This is a genomic window from Actinoallomurus sp. CA-142502 (assembly GCF_050936355.1).
GTDB lineage: Bacteria > Actinomycetota > Actinomycetes > Streptosporangiales > Streptosporangiaceae > Actinoallomurus > Actinoallomurus iriomotensis.
The window spans coordinates 8,127,487-8,149,769 of sequence record NZ_JBNJMY010000001.1 but is presented as its reverse complement, the minus strand read 5'-3'; the positions used below and the strand labels follow the sequence as shown (position 1 = coordinate 8,149,769).

21 protein-coding genes are annotated in these 22,283 nt (G+C 71.3%); 12 read left to right on the top strand and 9 right to left on the bottom strand.

The features are described from left to right. Nucleotides 1–29: 29 nt before the first annotated feature. Both ACQEV1_RS38045 and ACQEV1_RS38040 read right to left on the bottom strand, forming a co-directional pair. The gene (locus ACQEV1_RS38045; RefSeq protein WP_433400987.1) at nt 30–641 is read right to left on the bottom strand and encodes a DUF1707 SHOCT-like domain-containing protein; all 612 of its coding nucleotides are present in this window, start codon (nt 639–641) and stop codon (nt 30–32) included. 14 nt (nt 642–655) lie between these two features. Beyond that, nucleotides 656–1,258 carry a PadR family transcriptional regulator gene (locus ACQEV1_RS38040; RefSeq protein WP_433400984.1) on the bottom strand — a complete coding sequence of 201 codons (603 nt, stop codon included), beginning with the start codon at nt 1,256–1,258 and terminating at the stop codon, nt 656–658. A gap of 274 nt (nt 1,259–1,532) precedes the next feature. On the opposite strand from ACQEV1_RS38040, the gene ACQEV1_RS38035 reads away from it, so the two are divergent. After that, entirely contained in the window at nt 1,533–4,304 is a 2,772-nt protein-coding gene (locus tag ACQEV1_RS38035; protein WP_433400981.1) for an aconitate hydratase, read from the top strand. Between the two features lie 168 nt (nt 4,305–4,472). Further along, nucleotides 4,473–5,033, top strand: a complete 561-nt coding sequence (gene mug, locus ACQEV1_RS38030) for a G/U mismatch-specific DNA glycosylase (protein ID WP_433400978.1) — start codon at nt 4,473–4,475, stop codon at nt 5,031–5,033. Here mug and idi read toward each other — a convergent pair. Next, nucleotides 5,023–5,613: an isopentenyl-diphosphate Delta-isomerase gene (gene idi / locus ACQEV1_RS38025; RefSeq protein WP_285628792.1), complete on the bottom strand. Its 591-nt coding sequence runs from the start codon at nt 5,611–5,613 to the stop codon at nt 5,023–5,025. The genes mug and idi overlap by 11 nt on opposite strands. A 123-nt stretch (nt 5,614–5,736) precedes the next feature. On the opposite strand from idi, the gene dxs reads away from it, so the two are divergent. Next, entirely contained in the window at nt 5,737–7,629 is a 1,893-nt protein-coding gene (dxs, locus tag ACQEV1_RS38020) for a 1-deoxy-D-xylulose-5-phosphate synthase (RefSeq protein ID WP_285628795.1), read from the top strand. Between the two features lie 55 nt (nt 7,630–7,684). Here the strand turns inward: dxs and ACQEV1_RS38015 are convergent, their stop codons facing one another. After that, nucleotides 7,685–9,004 carry an MFS transporter gene (locus tag ACQEV1_RS38015; protein WP_433400974.1) on the bottom strand — a complete coding sequence of 440 codons (1,320 nt, stop codon included), beginning with the start codon at nt 9,002–9,004 and terminating at the stop codon, nt 7,685–7,687. On the opposite strand from ACQEV1_RS38015, the gene ACQEV1_RS38010 reads away from it, so the two are divergent. The 3 genes from ACQEV1_RS38010 to ACQEV1_RS38000 all read left to right on the top strand — a co-directional run bounded on the left by ACQEV1_RS38010 (nt 8,967) and on the right by ACQEV1_RS38000 (nt 12,699). Continuing rightward, entirely contained in the window at nt 8,967–10,436 is a 1,470-nt protein-coding gene (locus ACQEV1_RS38010) for an amino acid permease (RefSeq protein WP_433400972.1), read from the top strand. The two genes, ACQEV1_RS38015 and ACQEV1_RS38010, sit on opposite strands and share 38 nt — an antisense overlap. 59 nt (nt 10,437–10,495) lie before the next feature. After that, nucleotides 10,496–11,854, top strand: coding sequence for an FAD-dependent oxidoreductase (locus tag ACQEV1_RS38005; RefSeq protein WP_433400969.1), 1,359 nt, complete (start codon nt 10,496–10,498; stop codon nt 11,852–11,854). Between the two features lie 206 nt (nt 11,855–12,060). Next, the gene (locus tag ACQEV1_RS38000) at nt 12,061–12,699 is read left to right on the top strand and encodes a hypothetical protein (RefSeq protein WP_285628804.1); all 639 of its coding nucleotides are present in this window, start codon (nt 12,061–12,063) and stop codon (nt 12,697–12,699) included. A gap of 29 nt (nt 12,700–12,728) precedes the next feature. Here the strand turns inward: ACQEV1_RS38000 and ACQEV1_RS37995 are convergent, their stop codons facing one another. Further along, the gene (locus tag ACQEV1_RS37995; protein WP_433406207.1) at nt 12,729–12,926 is read right to left on the bottom strand and encodes a hypothetical protein; all 198 of its coding nucleotides are present in this window, start codon (nt 12,924–12,926) and stop codon (nt 12,729–12,731) included. Between ACQEV1_RS37995 and ACQEV1_RS37990 the strand changes: the two genes are divergently transcribed. The 3 genes from ACQEV1_RS37990 to ACQEV1_RS37980 are packed head-to-tail and all read left to right on the top strand — an operon-like array spanning nt 12,838 to nt 15,247. Next, a complete protein-coding gene (locus ACQEV1_RS37990; RefSeq protein WP_433406052.1) occupies nt 12,838–13,326 on the top strand; it encodes a class F sortase in 489 nt (162 codons plus the stop codon). The two genes, ACQEV1_RS37995 and ACQEV1_RS37990, sit on opposite strands and share 89 nt — an antisense overlap. Nucleotides 13,327–13,385: 59 nt before the next feature. Beyond that, nucleotides 13,386–14,153, top strand: coding sequence for a class F sortase (locus ACQEV1_RS37985; protein ID WP_433400966.1), 768 nt, complete (start codon nt 13,386–13,388; stop codon nt 14,151–14,153). 50 nt (nt 14,154–14,203) lie between these two features. Next, the gene (locus tag ACQEV1_RS37980; RefSeq protein ID WP_433400964.1) at nt 14,204–15,247 is read left to right on the top strand and encodes a hypothetical protein; all 1,044 of its coding nucleotides are present in this window, start codon (nt 14,204–14,206) and stop codon (nt 15,245–15,247) included. Nucleotides 15,248–15,308: 61 nt separating this feature from the next. Here the strand turns inward: ACQEV1_RS37980 and ACQEV1_RS37975 are convergent, their stop codons facing one another. Continuing rightward, entirely contained in the window at nt 15,309–15,443 is a 135-nt protein-coding gene (locus ACQEV1_RS37975; protein ID WP_433400961.1) for a hypothetical protein, read from the bottom strand. A gap of 50 nt (nt 15,444–15,493) precedes the next feature. On the opposite strand from ACQEV1_RS37975, the gene ACQEV1_RS37970 reads away from it, so the two are divergent. Both ACQEV1_RS37970 and ACQEV1_RS37965 read left to right on the top strand, forming a co-directional pair. Beyond that, nucleotides 15,494–15,742: a type II toxin-antitoxin system Phd/YefM family antitoxin gene (locus ACQEV1_RS37970; protein WP_433400958.1), complete on the top strand. Its 249-nt coding sequence runs from the start codon at nt 15,494–15,496 to the stop codon at nt 15,740–15,742. Beyond that, nucleotides 15,727–16,125: a PIN domain-containing protein gene (locus tag ACQEV1_RS37965; protein WP_433400955.1), complete on the top strand. Its 399-nt coding sequence runs from the start codon at nt 15,727–15,729 to the stop codon at nt 16,123–16,125. The genes ACQEV1_RS37970 and ACQEV1_RS37965 overlap by 16 nt, the downstream gene beginning before the upstream one ends. Nucleotides 16,126–16,219: 94 nt before the next feature. Here ACQEV1_RS37965 and ACQEV1_RS37960 read toward each other — a convergent pair whose 3' ends face one another. After that, entirely contained in the window at nt 16,220–18,301 is a 2,082-nt protein-coding gene (locus tag ACQEV1_RS37960; RefSeq protein ID WP_433400952.1) for a 3-hydroxyacyl-CoA dehydrogenase NAD-binding domain-containing protein, read from the bottom strand. After that, complete coding sequence (locus ACQEV1_RS37955) at nt 18,298–19,485, bottom strand: thiolase family protein (RefSeq protein ID WP_433400949.1); 1,188 nt, start codon at nt 19,483–19,485, stop codon at nt 18,298–18,300. The genes ACQEV1_RS37960 and ACQEV1_RS37955 overlap by 4 nt, the downstream gene beginning before the upstream one ends. A 149-nt stretch (nt 19,486–19,634) precedes the next feature. Here ACQEV1_RS37955 and ACQEV1_RS37950 point away from each other — a divergent pair, with 149 nt between their 5' ends. After that, nucleotides 19,635–21,287: an AMP-binding protein gene (locus ACQEV1_RS37950; RefSeq protein WP_433400947.1), complete on the top strand. Its 1,653-nt coding sequence runs from the start codon at nt 19,635–19,637 to the stop codon at nt 21,285–21,287. A 27-nt stretch (nt 21,288–21,314) separates the two neighbouring features. On the opposite strand, the gene efeU is transcribed toward ACQEV1_RS37950, so the two are convergent. Further along, nucleotides 21,315–22,184 carry an iron uptake transporter permease EfeU gene (efeU, locus tag ACQEV1_RS37945; RefSeq protein WP_433400944.1) on the bottom strand — a complete coding sequence of 290 codons (870 nt, stop codon included), beginning with the start codon at nt 22,182–22,184 and terminating at the stop codon, nt 21,315–21,317. Nucleotides 22,185–22,283: the final 99 nt, after the last annotated feature.

The window sequence follows — 22,283 nt, the reverse complement described above, 5'->3', positions numbered from 1 at the left end:
CTGCCCGCGCGGGCTCTCATGGGACCGCCCTATCGCCGCGCGATCAGGTGGCGGCGGGCGTGACGTATGCCCCTGAGGCCTCGGAAGGCGACCGCGAGCCACAGGCAGGCGAGAAGGGGGAGCACCACCCACCAGCCGCCGGTGACCGCGGTGATGATCAGGGCGACGAGCAGCAACGGGCCGAAGGGCCGGCCGCGCGGCGGCCCCCAGCCGTTCCAGGCGGGTCCCCACCCGCCCCGCGCCGCGGCCCAGGCCGGTCCCCCGCGACCGACCAGTGGCCCGCCGCCCGCAGCCCAAGGGCCGTCATCCGCCTCGTGACCGGTGGCCGGGACGAGAGGCCCCCGGCCGTGCGGGCCCCAGCCGCCGCGCGGCCACGGCGCCATGAACCGGCCCCAGCCCCAGTACGCCGTCCCCAGCTCCCACGGGCCGCGCCCCCGGGGCCCGGTGTCCGTGGCCGCCAGGGCGCCGGGCAGGTCGCGGGTGATCGCCCGCAGATCGGCGACGGTCCGGGCGGACAGGGCCGCGGTCAGGCGTTCGTCGAGTTCCTCGCGGGTGAGGCGGCCCTGCGCGAAGTGCTCGTGCAGGGCCGCGGTCACCTCGTCGCGTTCCGCGTCGCCGACGCGGAGCTGCTCGGGGCTCATCGTGCTTCGGATCCTCACTCGTCGTCGGCGAGCAGCCGGTACAGCCGGCGCCGCGTCTCGGTCAGGATCTCCCGTGCCTCGGCCACCTGGTTCTCGTCACCGGTGTGGACGATCTGCATGACGGCCGCGCCGGTCTTGGCGGCGGTGCCCAGCAGGTCGCGCACGTCGTCGCGTACGTCGGAGGTCATCGCCTCCCAGGGGGCGTTCACCTCGTCCGGGTGGGCCTCCGCATACGCCCGTCCGCTGTCGGACAGGCGGAACGTGCGGCGGCCCTCCTGCTCCTCGGCCTCGATCAGCCCCTCATCGGTGAGCTGCTGGAGCGCGGGGTAGACGGCGCCGGGGCTCGGCCGCCACTCGCCGTCGCTGCGCTCCTCGATCTCCTGGATGAGCTGGTAGCCGTTGCGAGGCTCCTCGGCGAGCAGCGCCAGGATCGCCGCCCGCACGTTGCCCCGGCGGGCCTTGCCCCGGCGTCCTCCCCACGGCGGCGGACCGCCGAACGGCCCCCCGAACGGACCGGGGAACGGGCCGCCGAACGGGCCGGGGAAACCGCCCCGCCGTCCGAAGCCTCCGCGGCGTCCGCCGCGCTGCCGGCGTGATGCGTCTGATGTCGCATGCATGGTTCTGCACTCCCTTCTGGGATCAGTCTTTGATCCCTCGCGATACGACAACGATATATCGATAACGCTCGCTGTCAACAGGGCAGCACAGATACCTCGATGTCGAGATACCTGTGATACCTTGACGTCGAGAGAAATTCGCGCGGGAAGTTAGGTGAGCCTCAGTGCTCGCCGCCGTCCCCCGTTGCGGCAAGATTCGGAACGTAAAGACACCGCCCCCGCGCTCCGCTACGAGGGGGGATCCCGCGGCGAGCGCGCACGAGGAGGAGACGACTTGGACACCTTCGGCAGCCGACAGACGCTCCGTGTCGGCGACGCGTCCTATGAGATTTTCCGGCTGGATGCCGTCGAGGGTTCGGCGCGCCTCCCGTACAGCCTGAAGGTTCTGCTGGAGAACCTCCTGCGCACCGAGGACGGCGCGAACATCACCGCGGACCACATCCGCGCCCTCGCCGGCTGGGACCCGAACGCCCAGCCGAACCAGGAGATCCAGTTCACGCCCGCCCGCGTGATCATGCAGGACTTCACCGGCGTGCCCTGTGTCGTCGACCTCGCCACGATGCGCGAGGCCGTACGCGACCTCGGCGGCGACCCGGAGAAGGTCAACCCGCTCAACCCGGCCGAGATGGTCATCGACCACTCCGTGCAGGTCGACGTGTTCGGCCGCGAGGACGCCTTCGAGCGCAACGTCGAGTTCGAGTACGGCCGCAACGGTGAGCGCTACCAGTTCCTCAAGTGGGGCCAGCAGGGCTTCGACAACTTCAAGGTCGTGCCGCCCGGCACCGGCATCGTGCACCAGGTGAACATCGAGCACCTGGCCCGGGTCGTCTTCGACACTGACGCCAGTGATGGAAAACACCGTGCGTACCCCGACACCTGCGTCGGCACCGACTCCCACACGACGATGCAGAACGGCCTCGGCGTGCTCGGCTGGGGCGTCGGCGGCATCGAGGCCGAGGCGGCCATGCTCGGCCAGCCGATCTCGATGCTCATCCCGCGCGTCGTCGGCTTCCGGCTCACCGGCGAGCTGCCCGCCGGCACCACCGCCACCGACCTCGTCCTCACGATCACCGAGATGCTGCGCAAGCACGGCGTCGTCGGCAAGTTCGTCGAGTTCTACGGCGACGGCGTCGGCGCGGTGCCGCTGGCCAACCGCGCGACCATCGGCAACATGAGCCCCGAGTTCGGCTCCACCTGCGCGATCTTCCCGATCGACGGCGAGACCGTGAAGTACCTCGAGCTCACCGGCCGCCCGGCCGAGCAGGTCGCGCTCGTCGAGGCGTACGCCAAGGAGCAGGGCCTGTGGCACGACCCGGCCCACGAGGCGGAGTACTCCGAGTACCTCGAGCTGGACCTGTCCACGGTCGTCCCGTCCATCGCCGGCCCGAAGCGCCCGCAGGACCGCATCGCGCTGTCCGACGCCAAGCAGGCCTGGCGCACCTCGGTCCGCGACTACGTCTCCGAGGAGAGCATCCGGGGTCCGCTGGACGAGGCGTCCGCCGAGTCGTTCCCGGCCTCGGACTCCCCGGCCATCGCCCACAACGGCAGCGGCGACAAGCCCGCCGAGAGCGCGGCCGACGCCGCCGCGGGCCGGCCGAGCAACCCGGTCACGGTCAGCGTGGACGGCGCCGAGTTCGAGCTGGACCACGGCGCCGTGGTAATCGCCGCGATCACCTCCTGCACCAACACCTCCAACCCCTCGGTCATGATCGGCGCGGCGCTGCTCGCCAAGAAGGCGGTCGAGCGCGGCCTGTCCCGCAAGCCGTGGGTGAAGACCTCCCTCGCCCCGGGCTCGAAGGTCGTCATGGACTACTACGACCGCGCGGGCCTCACGCCGTACCTGGAGAAGCTCGGCTTCAACCTCGTCGGGTACGGCTGCACCACGTGCATCGGCAACTCGGGCCCGCTGCCCGAAGAAATAAGCCAGGCGATCAGTGCGAATGACCTGGCCGTGACGTCGGTGCTGTCCGGCAACCGCAACTTCGAGGGCCGCATCAACCCCGACGTCAAGATGAACTACTTGGCCTCACCGCCGCTCGTCGTCGCGTACGCCCTCGCCGGCTCCATGGACGTCGACATCGCGAACGGCCCGCTCGGCACCGGGTCCGACGGCGAGCCGGTGTACCTGAAGGACATCTGGCCGTCGCCGCAGGAGGTCGAGGAGGTCGTCGAGTCGGCCATCGCGCAGGAGATGTTCAGCCGCGACTACGCCGACGTGTTCGCCGGCGAGCAGCGCTGGCAGGCCCTGTCCGCGCCGGGCGGCAACACCTTCGAGTGGGACCCCGACTCGACGTACGTGCGCAAGGCGCCGTACTTCGACGGCATGGGGGAGCAGCCGGAGCCGGTCAACGACATCACCGGCGCCAAGGTCCTCGCGCTGCTCGGCGACTCGGTCACCACCGACCACATCTCGCCCGCCGGCGCGATCAAGGCCGACAGCCCGGCCGGCCGCTACCTCACCGAGCACGGCGTCGAGCGCCGCGACTTCAACTCCTACGGCTCCCGGCGCGGCAACCACGAGGTGATGATCCGCGGCACCTTCGCCAACATCCGCCTGCGCAACCTGCTCGCCCCCGGCACCGAGGGCGGGGTCACGGTCAAGGACGGCGAGGAGATGTCGATCTACGACGCCGCGCAGGCGTACGCCGCGGAGGGCACGCCGCTGATCGTGCTCGGCGGCAAGGAGTACGGCTCCGGCTCCTCGCGCGACTGGGCGGCCAAGGGCACCAGCCTGCTCGGCGTCCGCGCGGTGCTGGCCCAGTCGTTCGAGCGCATCCACCGCTCGAACCTCATCGGCATGGGCGTCCTCCCGCTGCAGTTCCGCGACGGCGAGTCGGTCGAATCCCTGGGCCTGACCGGCCAGGAGACCTTCGACATCGTCGGCGTCGAGCGCCTGAACGACGGTGAGACCCCGCGCGAGGTCACGGTGAAGGCAGGCGACAAGGAGTTCCAGGCGGTCCTCCGCATCGACACTCCGGGTGAGGCCGACTACTACCGCCACGGCGGGATCATGCAGTACGTCCTGCGCTCCCTGCTCCGCAAGTAGGCAGGCCTGCGGGAGTCCGGACGTGCGAAGGGCCGTCTCTGTGTGAGGCGGCCCTTCGTGTGCGTCGTGAAACCGCGCGTGCGGAGGGTAAATTCGTCGCTACCCTCAGTAATATGTGATCCATGGTCAGGTCACCGTGCCGCGCGCCTAGGGGGATACCGTTCGTCAATGACGTCTCGACCGACCGCCGCCGAGCTCGCGGCCGCGAAGGACCGCACGATCCCCGACGTCGTGCCGCCCCGTGGCGGGGTGCTGCTCTCCGGCATCAACCCGGGGCTCTACTCCGCCGCGACCGGACATCACTTCGCCCGGCCGGGCAACCGGTTCTGGCCGGCGCTGCACCGCTCCGGCTTCACCGACCGGCTCCTGACCCCGGCCGAGCAGCACCTGCTGCCCTCCTACGGCCTGGGCATCACCAACCTCGCCGCGCGGGCCACCGCCCAGGCGGCCGAGCTGACGGCGGAGGAGCTCGCCGAGGGCGGGGCGCTGCTCGAGGCGTTCGTGGAGCGGCACGCGCCGCGGACGGTGGCGGTCCTCGGCGTGACCGCCTACCGCACGGCCTTCGGCGACCGGTCGGCTCGCATCGGCCCCCAGGAACGCACGCTCGGCGGGGCGCGCCTGTGGATCCTGCCCAACCCGTCCGGGCTGAACGCCCACTACACCGTCGACACCCTCGCCGCGGAGTTCCGCGCGCTGCGTGCGACCGCCGATGAGCCGGTCACCACGTGATGGCGGGCGGCAGCAGCTCCGGCGACGCGGCCGGCCACGTCGCCGGAGCGCCCAGCGGCACGAGCCGTTCCATCTGCGAGCGGAACCACGGGGAGGCCGACGGATGATCGGCGAGCTTGACGCAGGCGTCCCAGTCGCGCCACTCGGCCGTCGCGACCTCCTCCGGGTGCGGCCGCAGCTCGCCGGCCGCGGCCGCGCGGACCACCGGGCACAGCTCGTTCTCGACCAGGCCGTTCGCCGCCGTCGCGCGGTAGCGGAACTCCGGCAGCACGAGCGTGAGCGCCTCGGTGCGCAGGCCCAGCTCGGTGGCCACGCGCCGGCTCACCGCCTCGCGGAGGCTCTCGCCGGGCGCCGGGTGCCCGCAGCAGCTGTTGGTCCACACCGAGGGGAACGACGCCTTGCCGTGGGCCCGCTGAGTGATCAGGACCCGTCCGGCGTCGTCCGTGAGATAACAGGAGAAGGCCAGGTGAAGGGGCGTGGACTCATGGTGGCTGGGCGCCTTGGGCGCCGTGCCGGCCGCCCGCCCCTCGGCGTCGAGCAACACGATCAGTTCGTCTGTCGTCACTCTCTGTTCGCTCATCCCGTTCTTTATATCCGATTGTTACGGCGCGCTACCTGAACTTCGCCCCGGACCGTCCGCGTCCCACCGGTTGGAAGCACCACTAAAATCGGCATCCGCAGAGAACACGAGGAGATGACCCGGGTGACCCTACTTGAGTCGATCGAACGGCCCGAAGACCTCAAGCGCCTGGAGCCGGAACAGCTGCCCCAGCTCGCGGGGGAGATCCGTGACCTCCTCGTCTCAGCCGTGTCGACGAACGGCGGTCACCTCGGGCCCAACCTCGGGGCGGTCGAGCTGACCATCGCCCTGCACCGGGTCTTCGACTCACCGCGCGACCGGATCCTCTTCGACACCGGCCACCAGGCGTACGTCCACAAGCTGCTCACGGGGCGTCACGACTTCGGCAGCCTGCGCATGCGCGGCGGCCTGTCCGGCTACCCGAGCCAGGCCGAGTCCGAGCACGACGTCATCGAGAACTCCCACGCCTCGACCGCCCTGTCCTACGCCGACGGGATCGCCAAGGCGTTCCAGCTGCGCGGCGAGGGCGACCGCTTCGTGGTGCCGTTCATCGGCGACGGCGCGCTCACCGGCGGCATGGCCTGGGAGGCCCTCAACAACATCGCCGCGGGCAAGGACCGGCGCGTCGTCATCGTCGTCAACGACAACGGCCGCTCCTACTCCCCGACGATCGGCGGCCTGGCGAGCCACCTCGCCGACCTGCGCATGACTCGCGGCTACGAGCACGCGCTCGACCTGATCAAGCGCACCGTGCCGAAGACGCCGGTCGTCGGCGGCATGGCGTACGACGCCCTGCACGGCATCAAAAAGGGCATCAAGGACATCCTGCAGCCGCAGGCGATGTTCGAGGACCTCGGCCTGAAGTACGTCGGCCCGATCGACGGCCACGACGAGGCCGCCGTCGAGCACGCCCTCCGCAAGGCCAAGGCGTTCGGCGGCCCGGTCATCGTGCACTGCATCACGCACAAGGGCCACGGCTACGCGCCCGCCGAGAACGACGAGGAGGAGAACTTCCACTCGCCGGGCCTGTTCGACCCGGCCACCGGCCGCAAGCTCGCCAAGGGCGGCGGCCCCAGCTGGACCAAGATCTTCAGCGAGGAGCTGGTGCGGATCGGCGCCGAGCGGCCCGACATCGTCGCCATCACCGCGGCGATGCTGCACCCGACCGGCCTGGCGGCCTTCGCCGAGGTCTACCCCGAGCGCACCTACGACGTCGGCATCGCCGAGCAGCACGCGGTGACCTCGGCGGCGGGCCTGGCGCTCGGCGGCATGCATCCGGTCGTGGCGGTGTACGCCACGTTCCTCAACCGGGCCTTCGACCAGCTGCTGATGGACGTCGCACTGCACAAGCTGCCCGTCACCGTCGTGCTCGACCGCGCGGGCGTCACCGGCGACGACGGGCCCAGCCACAACGGCATGTGGGACATGTCGATCCTGCAGGTCGTGCCGGGCCTGCGCATGGCGGCTCCGCGCGACGGCGCCCAGCTCACCGAGCAGCTCCGCGAGGCGGTCGAGGTCACCGACGGCCCGACGGTCGTGCGCTTCCCCAAGGGCCCGGCCGGCGACGAGGTCCCCGCGATCGAGCGCATCGGTGGCGTCGACGTGCTGTCGCGCTCGGAGGGGGGCGACGTGCTCCTGGTGGCCGTCGGCGCCATGGCGGGCACCGCCCTGGAGGCGGCCAGGCTGATCGGCGCGCACGGCATCGGGGTGACGGTCGTCGACCCCCGCTGGGTCAAGCCGCTCGACGAGAAGCTCGTCGGCCTGGCCGCCGAACACCGCCTCGTCGCGGTCGTGGAGGACAACATCCGTGTCGGCGGCGTCGGCGACGCGGTGGCGCGGCTGCTGCGTGACGGCGACGTCGACGTGCCGGTCCGCACCTTCGGCATCCCCCAGGAGTTCCTCGACCACGCCAAGCGCGCGCAGATCCTCACCGACATCGGCCTGACCCCCCAGGGCCTGGCCCGCGACGTCACCGCCGCCATCTCCCGCGGCTCGGTCCTCGAACCCACCGAGTGACGTTCCGGCGCCGATCCGCCGGCCCGGCCGGCGGATCGGGCCGTCCCGGCTTGGATCAAACTGACCGATCGTCCGCGCGCAGCGTGAGCGCCGCGGCGACCGCGATGGCGGCTGCGGTGATCGTCGTAGTCGCCGGCCAGCCGAACCGTTCGACGGCCGCCGTGCCGAAGGCCGTGCCGAGGCTTCCGCCGACGAAGTAGACGAGCATGTAGGCGCTGTTGAACCGTGCGGGCGCCGCGGGATCGATCGCGAGGATGATGCTCTGGTTCGCAACCTGCGCGGCGAACAGGCCCGCGTCGAACAGCGCCAGGCAGGCCAGGGCCGCGGCAGTGCTCGGGAGGGCGAACCCGACGGTCGCCGCCGCGGCTCCGGCGATCACGAGACCCACGAGGATCACGCGGCGCGCGCCGAGGCGATCGGTGCACATGCCCGAGACCCGGGTGGCGAGAATGCCGAGGAGTCCGGCAAGCGCGTACATGCCGATACGCTCCGCCGAGTACGAGTAGGGGGGCTGCGAGAGTGCCACCGCCAGCCCCGCCCACATCGCGCAGAAGGCGAAGAACCACAGGGCGCCACGCGTGGCCGCCGACCGCAACGCCGTGAACCGGACGAACAGCCCGGGAATCGACCTGAGCGTGGCGAGATAACCACGCTCCGGGCCTCCCCGAGTTCCCGGGATCACCAGCGGCAGGCCCACCGCGACGGCCGCGCAGGCCGCGGCGAACACCATGAGCATGCCGCGCCAGCCGATCGCCTCGGCGAGCCAACCGCCGACGATCCGGCCGGCGAGGATCCCCGCCGATATCCCGGCGGTCACGATCCCCAGCGTTGTCGCTCGCCGATGCGGGGACGCGAGCCGGCCGACCACCGAACTGAGGCCCGCGCCGACCGCCGAGCAGGCTCCGATCACGCCGATCACCGGTCCCAACGCCCATACACTGCCGACAACGGCACTCACGAACAGGGCGACCGCCAAGACGCCGACCTGCGCCGACAGCACCCGGCCCGGAGGGAATCGGTCGAGTAGCGGGACGAGCAGACCGAGTCCGACCATGTAGCCCATCGGCCCGCACGCGAGAGCCACGCCGACGGCGGCGAGTGAGGCGTCCAACGAGTTCGCCACATCGGCGATCGCCGGCTGCAACGGGTAGATCGTCGCTGTCCCGAGCGCGGCCGCGAGCGACATGAACCAGATGACAGGACCAGACAATGGGCGGTGCCGATCGACCCCGGCAGGATCAGTTCTCACGCGCCAACCGTAGGAATCATCGGCGCGACGACGCTGGCGGGAAACGGACGTCGACGTCACCGCGGTCCGGGCCCCTTCGAGGATCGTGATGAGTGTTCTTCGCACCAAATCCGTGGAACGTTCCATCCAGGAGACGGACGAGCCGGGATCCCGCCTGCGCCGTGAGCTGAGCGCGCTCGATCTCACCGTCTTCGGTGTCGGCGTCATCGTCGGCACCGGCATCTTCGTGCTCACCGGGAAGGTGGCCAGGGAGAACGCCGGGCCGGCCGTGGCACTGTCATTCGTGGCGGCCGGGATCGCCTGCGCGCTCGCCGCGCTCTGTTACGCGGAGTTCGCCTCCACCGTCCCGGTGGCCGGATCGGCGTACACCTTCTCCTACGCCACCATCGGTGAGCTGCCCGCCTGGATCATCGGCTGGGACCTCATGCTCGAACTGGCGCTCGGCGCGGCGACCGTGGCGGTGGGCTGGTCGGGCTATGCCACGATCCTCCTCGACGAGATGGGCCTCCACCTGCCCGCCTCGCTGGTGGGGGAGCGGGCGGCGTTCAACGTCCCCGCGATGCTGATCGTGCTGGCCGTCACCGCGCTGCTCGTCCTCGGCGTGAAGGTCTCCTCGCGGGTCAACGCCGTCATCGTCGCCGTCAAGATCGCGGTGGTCCTCCTCGTCATCGTGGCGGGCCTGTTCTTCGTCAAGAGCGCGCACTACCACCCGTTCGTGCCCAGGGCGACGGCCACGCCCGAGGCGCACGGCGGCAAGGCGCCGCTGATCCAGGTGCTCTTCGGCTACACCCCGTCGACGTACGGGTGGGCGGGCGTCTTCGCCGGGGCCGCGATCGTCTTCTTCGCCTTCATCGGCTTCGACGTGGTCGCCACCGCCGCGGAGGAGACCAAGAGGCCCAAGCGCGACCTGCCGATCGGCATCATCGCCTCCCTGCTGGTCTGCACCGCCCTGTACGTCGCGGTCTCCCTGGTCGTCACCGGCATGCGGGACTACCGCCACCTGAGCGTCGACGCGCCACTGGCCCAGGCGTTCAGGGACGTCGGGCATCCGGCGTTCGCCACGGTCGTGAGCATCGGCGCGCTGGCCGGCCTCACCACGGTCGTGCTCATCCTCATACTGGGACAGAGCCGGGTGTTCTTCGCGATGAGCCGCGACGGCCTGCTGCCGCCGTGGCTGGCGAAGGTCCACCCGCGGTACGGCACCCCGTACCGGATCACGATCGTCATCGGCGTCGTCGTGGCCCTCATCGCCGGGCTCGTCCCGCTCTCGGCGCTCGCGGAGCTGGTCAACATCGGCACGCTGTTCGCCTTCGCGGTGGTCGCGATCGGCGTGGTGATCCTGCGGCACACCCATCCGGACCTGCCGCGTTCGTTCCGGGTGCCCGCCTCTCCGGTCCTGCCGTTCCTCGCCGTCGTGGCCTGCGGCTACCTCATGCTGAACCTGCCGGTCGCGACCTGGCTGCGGTTCGTCGCCTGGATGGTCATCGGCTTCGCCGTCTACTTCCTGTACGGCCGTGCCCACAGCCGGGTGGGGCGCGCGACGGGCGGGCCGAGGTGACAGGGGACTGATACCGCGTGGGCATGGGAATCGGGCCGCGAGCTGGGAACAATGTGGGGGTGGTGGACGCATCTGGTCTTCGCGTGGCGATCATCGGCTCCGGGCCGGCGGGCATCTATGCCGCCGAGGCCCTGGTGAAGCAGGCGCAAGGTGAGGTCCAGGTCGACGTCTTCGACCGGCTCCCCACGCCGTACGGGCTGGTGCGCTACGGCGTGGCGCCCGACCACACGTCGATCAAGTCGATCGCGCGCTACCTGCAGCGCGTGCTGGAAGATCCCGCCGTACGCTTCCTCGGCGGCGTGGAGTTCGGCAAGGACGTCACGCGCGAGACGCTGCTGGACTGCTACGACGCGGTGATCTACGCGACCGGCGCGATGGTCGACCGCCACCTGGGCATCCCGGGCGAGGACCTGGTCGGCAGCGTCGCCGCGACCGACTTCGTCAACTGGTACTGCGGCCACCCCGACGCGACGGACCTCGCGGTGGACCTGTCGATGGAAGCCGTCGCGGTCATCGGCGTCGGCAACGTCGCGGTCGACGTCGTACGGATCCTCGCCAAGACCGCCGGCGAACTGCGCGCCACGGACGTGCCCGACCCGGTCCTCGCCCTGCTCGGCGGCAGCGCGGTACGCCACATCCACATGATCGGGCGGCGGGGGCCGGCGCAGGCGAAGTTCACCACGAAGGAACTGCGCGAGCTCGGCGCGCTGCCGGGCGCCGAGGTGCACGTCAGCGAGGAGGACCTACGGCTCGATCCGGTGAGCGCCGCGCTGGCCGAGGCGGACCGGCACGTGCGGGCCAACGTCGCGGTCATGCGCGAGTGGGCCGGCCGTCCGGCCGGTGACCTTCCGCGCCGCCTCGACCTGCGGTTCTGGCTGCGCCCGGTGGAGATCCTGGGCACCGGCCGGGTCGAGGGCCTGCGGCTGGAGCGCACGACGCTGAACGCCGAGGGCCGGGTCGTGGGCACCGGGGAGTACGAGACGCTGCCGGTGGGCCTGGTGCTGCGCTCGGTCGGATACCAGAGCGTGCCCCTGCCGGGGGTGCCGTTCGACGCGCGGGCGTACGTCGTGCCGAACGAGGGCGGCCGGGTCCTCGGCGAGGACGGCGCGCCGCTACCGGGCGAGTACGTCGCGGGCTGGGTCAAGCGCGGCCCCACCGGGGTGATCGGCACCAACAAGGCCGACGCGGCGGAGACCGTCCGCGCCCTGCTCGCCGACCTGGGCGGACGCTCGCGGAAGCGGCAGGCGATCGAGGCGCTGCTGGAGTCGCGGGGCGTACGGGTGGTGACGTACGACGACTGGCTGGGCATTGACGCGGGCGAGATCGAACTGGCGCGCTCCCTCGATCGCGGCGAGCGCGTGAAGCTGTCCGGCTGGGAGGCCCTGCGCCGGGCGTACGGCCATGACCCTCTGAGCTGACTCTCAGCAAGCCTTCATCGAACGCTTAGACGCGCGAATCGCCTGTTTGGTTGCTGTGAATCTTCCGATATGGCCATAGCTTGCCAGTATGTCCGTTTGATCAGTAATTTCCCCATGCGCACCACTAGCGTGCTGCGCTGACACGTCGTGGCGACGCTCCGGCCACCTTCGACCGACGCCACGCACTCTCTAAGGGGAAACATCGAATGAACATCGCACGTCTGGGGGCAGTCGGCGGGGCAGCCGCGATCGTCGCACTGTGCGCGGCGGGACCGGCGTTCGCCACCGACACGCCGGGCCCGGTGACGGGTGGCGGCGTCACCAAGGACGCGCCGTCGGCGCCGTCGAAGCCGGCCGGCAAGGAGCCCACGGCCGACGTGACGCCGAAGTCCTTCTACGGGGGAGACACGCTCACCTTCACCGTCGAGAACTGCGCGGTCGTGCCGACGATCGAGGACGTGAACGGTCTCTTCGTCGCCACCCAGCCCTTCAAGGCGACGGGCACCGAGGGCAGCTACGCGGCCAAGGAGACCACCCGCAAGAAGCTGGTCGAAGGCAAGAAGTACTCGGTGAGCGTCCACTGCGGGCGCTGGAGCGACACGTTCACCACCCAGCCGCACAAGCGGCCGAAGCCCACCCCCACGCCGACCAAGTCCGGCACCCCGACGCCGACCGCGTCCGGCACCCCGACCGGGCTGCCCAGCGGCGCCCCGCAGACCGGTGACGGCTCGGGCAGCGGCGGCGGGAACACCGGCCTGATCGCCGGTGGCGCGGCCGTCGTCATCGCGGGCCTCGCGGGCGGCACCTTCCTCTACACCCGCCGGCGTTCGTCGGCTGGAGCCTGAGTGCTCCCTGAGCGGTACCGTGCCGGCCGTCACGCCTTGGGCGTGGCGGCCGGTGCGCTGCTCGCGGTGACGGCGGCCGGGTGCGGGGGAGGCGGCGGCGCGAAGCCGCCGGCGAAGGTGTGGACGCCCGCTCCGTCCGTGTCGAGCAGCGCGCCGACGAAGCCACTGGCCCGCTCGGTACCCTCCTGGCTGCGCATTCCGAAGCTGCACATCAACTCACCGATCATGAAGCTCGGCCTCAACGCCGACCACACGATCCAGGTGCCGCCCCTGAGCCGGCCGAACATGACCGGCTGGTGGGACGGTGGCCCGACTCCCGGCGAGAAGGGCGCGTCGGTCATCCTGGGGCACAATGTCGGCAACGGCCATCCCTCGGTGTTCGAGAAGCTGGGCACGCTGAAGCCGGGCGACACCGTCCAGGTGACGCGCGCCAACGGCAGCGTCGCCACCTTCCAGATCACCAAGCTGGAGCAGATCGCCAAGAGCCGCTTCCCGACGCAGAAGGTGTACGGCAAGCTGTCGTATCCGGGCATCCGCCTGATCACCTGCGGCGGCCGCTTCGACGCGTCATGGGGGCATCACGTCGACAACATCATCGCGTACGGCAGGTTGGTGAACGGCACCTGAGCGAACGCAGCGTACGTCCCGGCCGGCACCGCCGGCCAGACGACGGGGGCGGGGAACCGATGGCAGTGCCTCTCGCGGAGGTCACGGTCCCCGACCTCCGCATGCCCGTGATCGACGCGACCGTCCCCGACCTCGGCACGTACACCGGCACGGGCTGGACCTCTCCGGGGGAGCCGGCTCCCCCGGAGGAGCCGGTGGCGCCGCGGAGGCGACGTGGCCGGCGCTCGAACATCCTCGTCGCGGGCGGCATGGTCGTCGTGGTGGGCGCGGGCGTGACGATGATCGTGGTCGGCTCGAACGGCGGCGGCCCGCCGCAGCCGCCGAAGGCGAAGTCGGTCACCGCGCCGGAGCCGGTGGTGAAGGCCCGCCCGATGAACCGGGCGCTGCCGGTGCGCATCACCATCCCGCGCATCCACGTGAACGCCCCGATCGAGGCGCTCGGCCAGAACGCCGACGGCACGGTGGAGGTCCCGACCCTGACCCGGCCGAACCTCGCGGGCTGGTACAAGTACGGCCCGACCCCCGGCCAGAAGGGCGCGGCGGTCGTACTGGGCCACGTCGACGCCCACCGCCACCAGGCGGTGTTCTTCCGGCTGGGCAGCCTGCACCGTGGCGACCGCATCCACGTGACACGTGCGGGCGGCAGCGTGGCCACCTTCACCGTCGACAGCGTCGTGCCGGTCGCGAAGGACCGCTTTCCCACGCAGAGCGTGTACGGCAAGACCAGGTACGCGGCGCTGCGCGTCGTCACGTGCGGCGGCAAGTACGACAAGAAGACGATGCACTACCTGGGCAACATCATCGTCTACGCCCACCTCGTGCACTGACGGTCCGGGGAACCGCCGCCGGGCGTCCACGCGGTCGTTATCGTGGCGTCATGGCTGATCCCCGGCTGTACGGGGTCGAGTTGCCCGACGGCGATGTCATGACCGCGATGGCGGTCGTCCGGCGGATTCTCACCCGCTGCGCCCGTCCGCCCATCTCCGTCTCGGCCCGGGGGACCCTGACGCGGCCGGCGGCGGTCGCCGCGGTGGCGCCGGAGGCGCATGTCGGAGCCGTCCTGGCCGTACCGCCCTCCGGGCTCGGGCGGCTGGCCGCGACGCTGTGCGAGCAGCCGCTCGACGACTGGTACGCCGAACAGCGCGCGTCGACGTTCGGATCGGCCTTCTGGCTGGGACGTGACCGGGAAGCGCCACTGGCATCGCAGCTGTCGCTGAGCCTCACCGCCGAACCCGGCCGGGAACACGCCGAACGGCCCCGTGCCGAGCGGTGGCTGACCGCGCTCGCCGAGGCCGGCCTGCTCCCGCCCGCCGCGTCACCCGCACGGATCGCCGAGTGGTTCTTCACGCACGTGCGGGCCGAGCACGGTCACCCACCACCGAGCCCGCGACCCGGCACGGTGCAGGACGAGGTGCGGATCCGGAGCAACGGCCGGCACGGGACGGGGGATCGCCCACCCGTCTACGGACCCGCCGACATCGAACTCACCGTGCCGCTGCCACCGCCGGTCGCCTTCGCCCGCGCCGTACCCCTGCTCGCCGCCGGCGGACCGCTCTCCTTCCACGGATACTTCGACGCCCGGCCGCGGGTCGCGACGGCGCTCGCGGACCTCGGTGACGGCCACTTCGACTTCGAGATCGACCCCCTCGCCGAGCCTGTACCCGACGCGTTGCTCAGGCCGGCGGACGACGATCTGGTCACGGTCGAGTGGTGCTGCGCCTGGCCCGGCGAGTCCGCCGCGCTGAGCGGCGTCCTCCTCAACGTCAACGCCACCTACCACGGCAGCCCGTACGACCCGGTTCACCGTCCGGGAACGTCGACCGTGCACCTGAGCGTCCATCCGCGCGCGAACGACCGGAACCCCGGCGCCTACGCCCGGCGGCTGGCCGAGATGGCCGGCCTCCGGCTCGTGGCCGGTTAGCCGGCCGACGGCGGTCCCCGGCGGCCCTCCTGCTCCGCCGGGGATCTCCACCCGGCCCGGTCTACGGCAGCGAGGCGACTCCGCGATCGAGGGAGCGGGAGCCGGTCACGCGCTCCGCGACGCCCGTGCGGTCCAGGTACGGCGTCACGCCGCCCAGGTGGAACGGCCGGCCCGCGCCCAGGAGCGACGAATTCATCAGGGCGGTCCGAGATCTGATAATCAGATAAGCTCCCTTCTATGAGGACCATGACCGCGACCGAAGCCTCCCGAAGGTTCTCCGACCTGCTCGATGCCATCGAGCGCGGCGAGACGATCGTCATCACGCGCGGCCATCATCCAGTCGCGGAGATCGGTCCTGCCCGCCGCCGTACCGGCGCCGACCTGCGCGCCGCGCTCGATGGCATCGAACCGCCGGATGACCGTTTCGCCGAGGACGTCGATGGCGCGCTCGGGCTGCTCACCACCGAGGAGACGGACCCATGGGCCGAAGCCTGATCCTCGATACGAACATCCTTATCGCCTACGAACGCGGAACCATCGACCGTGCCGCCCTTGATGATGACGAGTTGGCGGTCTCGGCGGTGACGATCGCCGAATACCGTGTCGGCATCGAACTGGCGGATACCGCCGCGCGTGCCGCCGAACGCTCCCGCGCACTCGCCGCGATCACCTCGGTGGTCGAGGTGCTGGACTACACCGAGACCACGGCGATCCACCACGCCCGCTTGATCGCACATGCCCGGCGTGTAGGAACACCCCGTGGAGCACATGACTTGATCATCGCGGCGCACGCGGCAGAGACCGGCAGGCCCATACTCGGCCGTGACGTCGAGGCACGTTTCGCGGATCTCCCGACAGTGATCGCCATCGAAGCCTGAACTGAGCGATTACGTCGGTCCTCCCATGTCAGACAAGGGAGCGTGTCCCCCGGCGGTAGTGTCCGGCCGGGGGACTTCCGAGGCTCGCAGAGGGTTACGGCAGCGAGGCGACCCCGCGGTCGAGGAAGCGGGAGCCGGTCACGCGCTCCGCGACGCCCGTGCGGTCCAGGTACGGCGTCACGCCGCCCAGGTGGAACGGCCAGCCCGCGCCCAGGATCATGCACAGGTCGATGTCCTGCGGGGCCGCCACGACGCCCTCATCGAGCATGATGCGGATCTCCTGCGCCAGCGCGTCGAGGGCCCGCGTGAGCACCTGCTCCTCCGTGGACGGCGAGGTGCCGCCCGCGAAGATCTCCACCGCCTCCGGGTCGAGCGTGAAGTCCGGCCGGTAGACCCCGGGCTTGCCGGCCGCGACCAGCTTGGCCAGTTTGCCCGACAGCGGGAAGCGGTCCGGGAACGCCTCGTGCAGCGTCTCGTTCACGTGCAGCGCGATCGCCGGGCCGACCAGTCCCATCAGGACGAACGGCGGCATCGGCAGGCCCAGCGGCGCCGCCGCGCGCTCGGCCACATCGATCGGTGTGCCCTCCTCCACGGTCTGCACGATCTCGGCGAGCATCCGCAGCAGGACACGGTTGACCACGAACGCCGGGGCGTCCTTGACCAGTACGCAGGACTTCTTCAGCGCCTTGCCGGTCGCGAACGCCGTGGCCAGCGTCGCGTCGTCGGTGTGCTCGCCGCGGACGATCTCCAGCAGCGGCAGGACCGCGACCGGGTTGAAGAAGTGGAAGCCGACGACCCGTTCCGGGTGCCGCAGCTTGGCCGCCATCTCCGAGACCGACAGCGACGAGGTGTTCGTCGCCAGCAGGCACTCGGGGGAGACCACGGCCTCCACCTCGGCGAAGACCTGCTGCTTGACGCCCATCTCCTCGAAGACGGCCTCGATGACGAAGTCGGCGTCCGCGAACGCGTCCTTGGTCAGCGAGCCGGTCACCAGGCCCTTGAGCCTGGCCGCCTCGTCGGGGGAGACCCGTCCCTTGCCGAGCAGCTTGTCCACCTCGGCGTGCACGTACGCCACGCCCTTGTCGAGCCGCTCCTGGTCCAGGTCGGTCAGCACCACCGGCACACCGAGCCGGCGGGCGAACAGCAGGCCGAGCTGTGAGGCCATCAGGCCGGCGCCGACGACGCCGACCTTGGTCACCGGGCGGGCCAGGGCCTTGTCCGGGGCGCCGGCCGGGCGCCGGGCCCGCTTCTGCACCAGGTCGAAGGCGTACAGCCCCGACCGGAGCTCGTCGCTCATGATCAGGTCGGCGAGCGCCTCGTTCTCGGCCGCGAACCCCTCGTCGCGCGTACGGTCCTTGGCCGCCGCGACCAGGTCCAGGGCCCGCAGCGGGGCGGGCGCCGCGCCGTGCAGCTTGCCCTCCACCCGCCACCGCGCCTGGGCGATCGCCTCGTCCCACGCCGCGCCCGTGTCGACCGGCGCGCGTTCGACCGTCACCTCGCCGGTCAGTACGCGGGCGGCCCAGCGCAGCGACTCCTCCAGGAAGTCGGCCGGCTCGAACATCGCGTCGGCGATGCCGAGATCGTGGGCCTGCGGACCGCGCAGCATCTTGTTCTGGTTCAGCGGGTTGTCGATGATCACCTGCAGGGCCTTCTCCGCGCCGATCAGGCGCGGCAGCAGGTACGTGCCGCCCCAGCCGGGCACCAGGCCGAGGAAGCACTCCGGCAGCGCCACCGCGGGCACGCCCGAGGAGATCGTCCGGTACGCGCAGTGCAGCGCCACCTCGACGCCGCCGCCCATCGCCGCGCCGTTCACGAACGCGAACGAGGGGACCGTCAGCTCGCCCAGCCGGCGGAACACGTCGTGTCCCAGCCGGGCGATCTCCAGCGCCTGCTCGCGGCCGGTGATCAGCGGCACGCCGTTCAGGTCCGCGCCGACCGCGAAGATGAACGGCTTGCCGGTCACGCCGACGGCGGCGAGGTCGTCACGGGCCGCGACCGCGTCCAGGGCGGCGTTCAGCTCCGTCAGGCCGCCCGGCCCGAACGTGCTCGGCTTCGTGTGGTCGAACCCGTTGTCGAGCGTGATCAACGCCATCGTGCCCGCGCCGTACGGCAACTCGACGTCCCGTACGCGCGTGTGCGTCACGACCTCGTCGGAAAAGATGTCGGCGACACTCATCGAACTGCCTCCCAAAGAACCGTCCCGCCCATTCCCATGCCGACGCACATCGTGGTGAGCCCGTACCGGACGTCGGGCCGCTCCTCGAAGTGGCGGGCGAGCTGCGTCATCAGCCGTACGCCCGAGGAGGCGAGCGGGTGGCCGATGGCGATCGCGCCGCCCCAGGGGTTCACGCGCGGGTCGTCCTCAGCGATCTTGAAGTGGTCGAGGAAGGCGAGCACCTGCACCGCGAACGCCTCGTTGATCTCGATCAGGCCGATGTCGTCCATGGTCAGCGAGTTGCGCGCGAGCAGCTTCTCGGTGGCCGGGACCGGCCCGACGCCCATGACCTCCGGCTCGACGCCGGCGAACGAGTAGTCGACGAGCCGCATCCGCGCGGTCAGTCCCAGCTCGGCGGCGACCTCCTCGGCCGCGACGATGCAGCCCGTCGCGCCGTCGTTGAGCCCGGCGGCGTTGCCGGCCGTGACGTGCCCGTGCGGGCGGAACGGCGTCTTCAGCGCGGCCAGGTTCTCCATGGTCGTGCCGGGGCGCGGCGGCTCGTCGCGCGTCGCGAGCCCGTAGCCCTTCTCCGCGGACCGGATCGCCATCGGCACCAGGTCCTGCTGGAACCGGCCGGCCTCGTACGCCTCGGCGACCTTCTGCTGGCTGCGCACCGCGTACGCGTCGGCGCGCTCCTTGGTGATCTGCGGATACCGGTCGTGCAGGTTCTCCGCGGTCATGCCCATGATCAGGGCGGACCCGTCGACGAGCTTCTCGGCGAGGAACCGCGGGTTGGGGTCGACGCCCTCGCCCATCGGGTGCCGGCCCATGTGCTCGACGCCGCCGGCGATGGCCACGTCGTACGCGCCGAAGGCGATGCCGCCGGCGACCGTCGTGACGGCGGTCATCGCGCCCGCGCACATGCGGTCGATGGCGTACCCGGGGACGCTCTTGGGCAGCCCGGCCAGCACCGCGGCCGAACGGCCGATGGTGAGGCCCTGGTCGCCGATCTGGGTGGTGGCCGCGATGGCGACCTCGTCGATGCGCTCGGCGGGCAGCGCGGGGTTGCGCCTCCGCAGCTCGCGGATCACCCGGACGACGAGGTCGTCGGCGCGGGTCTCGGCGTACAGCCCCTTGGGGCCGGCCTTGCCGAACGGCGTGCGTACGCCGTCGACGAAGACCACGTCACGCGCGATACGAGGCACGGTCGGTCCTCCTTCTGATGCGGTGCTGATGAGTTCTTTCGCGTATAGGTTACTCGCCAGTAACAGCAGGTGCGAAAGCGGGTCTTGATGGAGACGTGTCCCCGCCGTAGCCTGACCGGAATCACGGGATCGCAGGGAGTGACACGTCAGTGGTGCACGCCAGACCGGAGTATCGCTCCGGGCCCGGACGCTGGGCGGGTCAGGCCCTCAACGTTCCGCTGACCATGGCGAGAAGAGGCCTGCTGTGGCCGTGGCGGCCACTGCGCGCCACCCGCCAGCTCACCGCGCTGCTGCACTGGGGCACCACGCTGGCCGGCGGCCTGGCCGCCGCGGCCGCACGCGACCCCGACCGTACGGCCCTGGTCGACGAGAAGGGCGAGCTGAGCTACGCCGAGTTGCACGACCGCACCGACCGGCTCGCCGCCGGGCTGATCCCCGACTGCCGCGGCCGCCGCCTGCGAGTCGCCGTGCTGTGCCGCAACCATCGCGGGCTGGTCGAGTCGCTGATCGCCTGCAGCAAGCGCGGGGCCGAGGTCGTGCTCCTGGGCACCGGGCTCGGGCCCGGACAGCTCAACGGCGTGATGCGCGAGCTGTGGGCCGACATCGTCATCGCCGACGCGGAGTTCGCCGACCTGCTGCCGCGGGGCGGGCGCCGGTTCACGAAGGTGACCGCCTGGGCCGACGAGGACGCCCCGGGCGGGGGCGGGCCCACCCTGGAGGAGCTGATCGAGGCGACGCCCGCGCCCGCTCTCGAGCCGCCGCCGATCCAGGGGCGTGTCGTCTTCCTCAGCTCCGGCACCTCCGGACGGCCGAAGGGCGCGCGCCGCCCGCCGCGCCCGGGATTCGTGCCGCTCACCGCCATGCTGGCGCGCACGCCGCTGCGCGTCGGTGACCGGATGCTCATCGAGGCGCCCCTCTTCCACGCGTGGGGCTACTCCTCGCTCCAGCTCGCCCTGGCGATGCGGGGCACCGTCGTGCTCGGACGCCGTTCCGACCCCGAGCGGACGCTCGCGACGATCCAGGAGCGCTCCTGCACCACACTGGTCACCGTACCGATCATGCTGCAGCGCCTGCTGGCCCTGCCGGAGCGCACCCGCGCGGCGTACGACACCTCGTCCCTGCGCATCACGGCGGTCAGCGGCTCACGGCTGCCGGGCGACCTGGCCACGGCCTTCATGGACGCCTTCTCGGTCGAGCTGTGCAACGTCTACGGCTCCACCGAGGCGGGCTGGGTGAGCATCGCCACCGCCGCCGACCTGCGCGCGCACCCGGACACCGCGGGCCGTCCGGCGAGCGGAGCGGAGGTGGCCATCCTGGACGCCGAGGGACGCCCCGTCCCGCGCGGCGCCACCGGCCGGATCTACGTCGCGGGAAGCACGCGCTTCGAGGGCTACACCGGCGGCGTGCCGGTGGAGACCCGTGACGGCATGCTCTTCATGGGCGACGTCGGCCACCTCGACGACGGGGGACTGCTCTACGTCGACGGCCGCGCCGACGAGATGATCGTCTCTGGCGGCGAGAACGTCTTCCCGGCCGCCGCCGAGGACGTGATCGCCCGGCTGCCGCAGGTGCGCGAGGTCGCGGTGACGGGGGTGCCGGACGAGGAGTACGGCGAGCGGCTGGCGGCCTACATCGTCATGGCGCCGGGTGCCCGGCTCGACGCCGACACCGTACGGGGCCACGTGCGCGAACGCCTGGCCCGGTACGCCGTGCCGCGCGACGTCCACTTCCGCCCGCACCTGCCCCGCAACGCGATGGGCAAGGTCGTGCCGCACCGGCTGAACGAGACCGCCGGCGCCTGACCCCGGCGCCGGCGGTGCGAAGCCGCCTCAGCCGCCCGCGCCGGCGGTCTGCTTCCGCGGCGCGGCCGTGACCGGCGGCTTGGCCGGGCGCAGGAAGAAGAACATCACCGGGATGATGTAGATCACCCACGCGATCGCCTGCACGATCGTGACCTGCGGAGTCAGGTTGAACACGCCCTGCAGCGCCGTCTGCATCCACTGGCCGACCTGGCCCAGGCCGGCGAACCAGTGGCTCGGCTCGAAGGCGAGAGCGGTCAGGCCGGGCAGGAGCGAGGCCTCCTGCAGGTCGTGGAAGCCGTACCCGAACACACCGGCCGCCACGATGATCAGGGCCGCGCCGGTGATCGTGAAGAACTTCTTGAGGTTGAGCCGGAGCCCGCCCCGGTAAAGCAGGTAGCCCAGCAGCGCCGCGGTGAGCAGGCCGAGCACGGCACCGATGATCGGCTCGGTGGAGTTGTTCGCGTTGCTGATGTTGGTCCACAGGAACAGTGCGGTCTCCAGGCCCTCCCGGCCGACGGCCAGGAACGCGACCGCGAACAGGGCCCCGCGGCCCATCGACAGCGCGCCCTCCAGCTTGCCCTCCAGCTCGGCCTTCATGAACCGTGCGGTGCGGCGCATCCAGAAGACCATCCAGGTCACGAGGCCGACCGCGATGATCGACAGGATGCCGCCGAAGGTCTCCTGCGTCTTGAACTGCATCTCTCCGGAGGCGACGCTCAGGGCGATGCCGAAGCCGATGGCGACCGCGATGGCGGTGCCCACGCCTCCCCAGACCGGTGTCAGCGCGGCACGGTTGCCCGACTTCACCAGATACGCGATCAGGATGCTGACGACGAGTGAGGCCTCGAGTCCTTCGCGCAGGCCGATGAGGTAGTTGCCGAGCAACAAGGGGCGCACCTCCTCCAGGGGCTCCGGTGGCGGAGCCGGATGTTCGGGCCTAGGCGCACTAGGCCATTAGGTAAACCTAACCTAATCGCGATTCTGTGGCGCGGGAGG

What these genes read in the sequence shown, in the direction of transcription:
- ACQEV1_RS37965 (WP_433400955.1), top strand. Translation starts at nt 15,727, where the DNA reads ATGGGCCGAAGCCTGATCCTCGATACGAACATCCTTATCGCCTACGAA.
- ACQEV1_RS37980 (WP_433400964.1), top strand. Translation starts at nt 14,204, where the DNA reads ATGGCTGATCCCCGGCTGTACGGGGTCGAGTTGCCCGACGGCGATGTC.
- ACQEV1_RS38015 (WP_433400974.1), bottom strand. Translation starts at nt 9,004, where the DNA reads ATGGAACGTTCCACGGATTTGGTGCGAAGAACACTCATCACGATCCTC.
- ACQEV1_RS37995 (WP_433406207.1), bottom strand. Translation starts at nt 12,926, where the DNA reads ATGATCGGTGAGTTGATGTGCAGCTTCGGAATGCGCAGCCAGGAGGGT.
- ACQEV1_RS37985 (WP_433400966.1), top strand. Translation starts at nt 13,386, where the DNA reads ATGGCAGTGCCTCTCGCGGAGGTCACGGTCCCCGACCTCCGCATGCCC.
- ACQEV1_RS38000 (WP_285628804.1), top strand. Translation starts at nt 12,061, where the DNA reads ATGAACATCGCACGTCTGGGGGCAGTCGGCGGGGCAGCCGCGATCGTC.
- ACQEV1_RS37975 (WP_433400961.1), bottom strand. Translation starts at nt 15,443, where the DNA reads ATGAATTCGTCGCTCCTGGGCGCGGGCCGGCCGTTCCACCTGGGCGGC.
- mug (WP_433400978.1), top strand. Translation starts at nt 4,473, where the DNA reads ATGACGTCTCGACCGACCGCCGCCGAGCTCGCGGCCGCGAAGGACCGC.
- ACQEV1_RS37960 (WP_433400952.1), bottom strand. Translation starts at nt 18,301, where the DNA reads ATGAGTGTCGCCGACATCTTTTCCGACGAGGTCGTGACGCACACGCGC.
- ACQEV1_RS38040 (WP_433400984.1), bottom strand. Translation starts at nt 1,258, where the DNA reads ATGCATGCGACATCAGACGCATCACGCCGGCAGCGCGGCGGACGCCGC.
- idi (WP_285628792.1), bottom strand. Translation starts at nt 5,613, where the DNA reads ATGAGCGAACAGAGAGTGACGACAGACGAACTGATCGTGTTGCTCGAC.
- ACQEV1_RS38010 (WP_433400972.1), top strand. Translation starts at nt 8,967, where the DNA reads ATGAGTGTTCTTCGCACCAAATCCGTGGAACGTTCCATCCAGGAGACG.
- ACQEV1_RS37970 (WP_433400958.1), top strand. Translation starts at nt 15,494, where the DNA reads ATGACCGCGACCGAAGCCTCCCGAAGGTTCTCCGACCTGCTCGATGCC.
- ACQEV1_RS38045 (WP_433400987.1), bottom strand. Translation starts at nt 641, where the DNA reads ATGAGCCCCGAGCAGCTCCGCGTCGGCGACGCGGAACGCGACGAGGTG.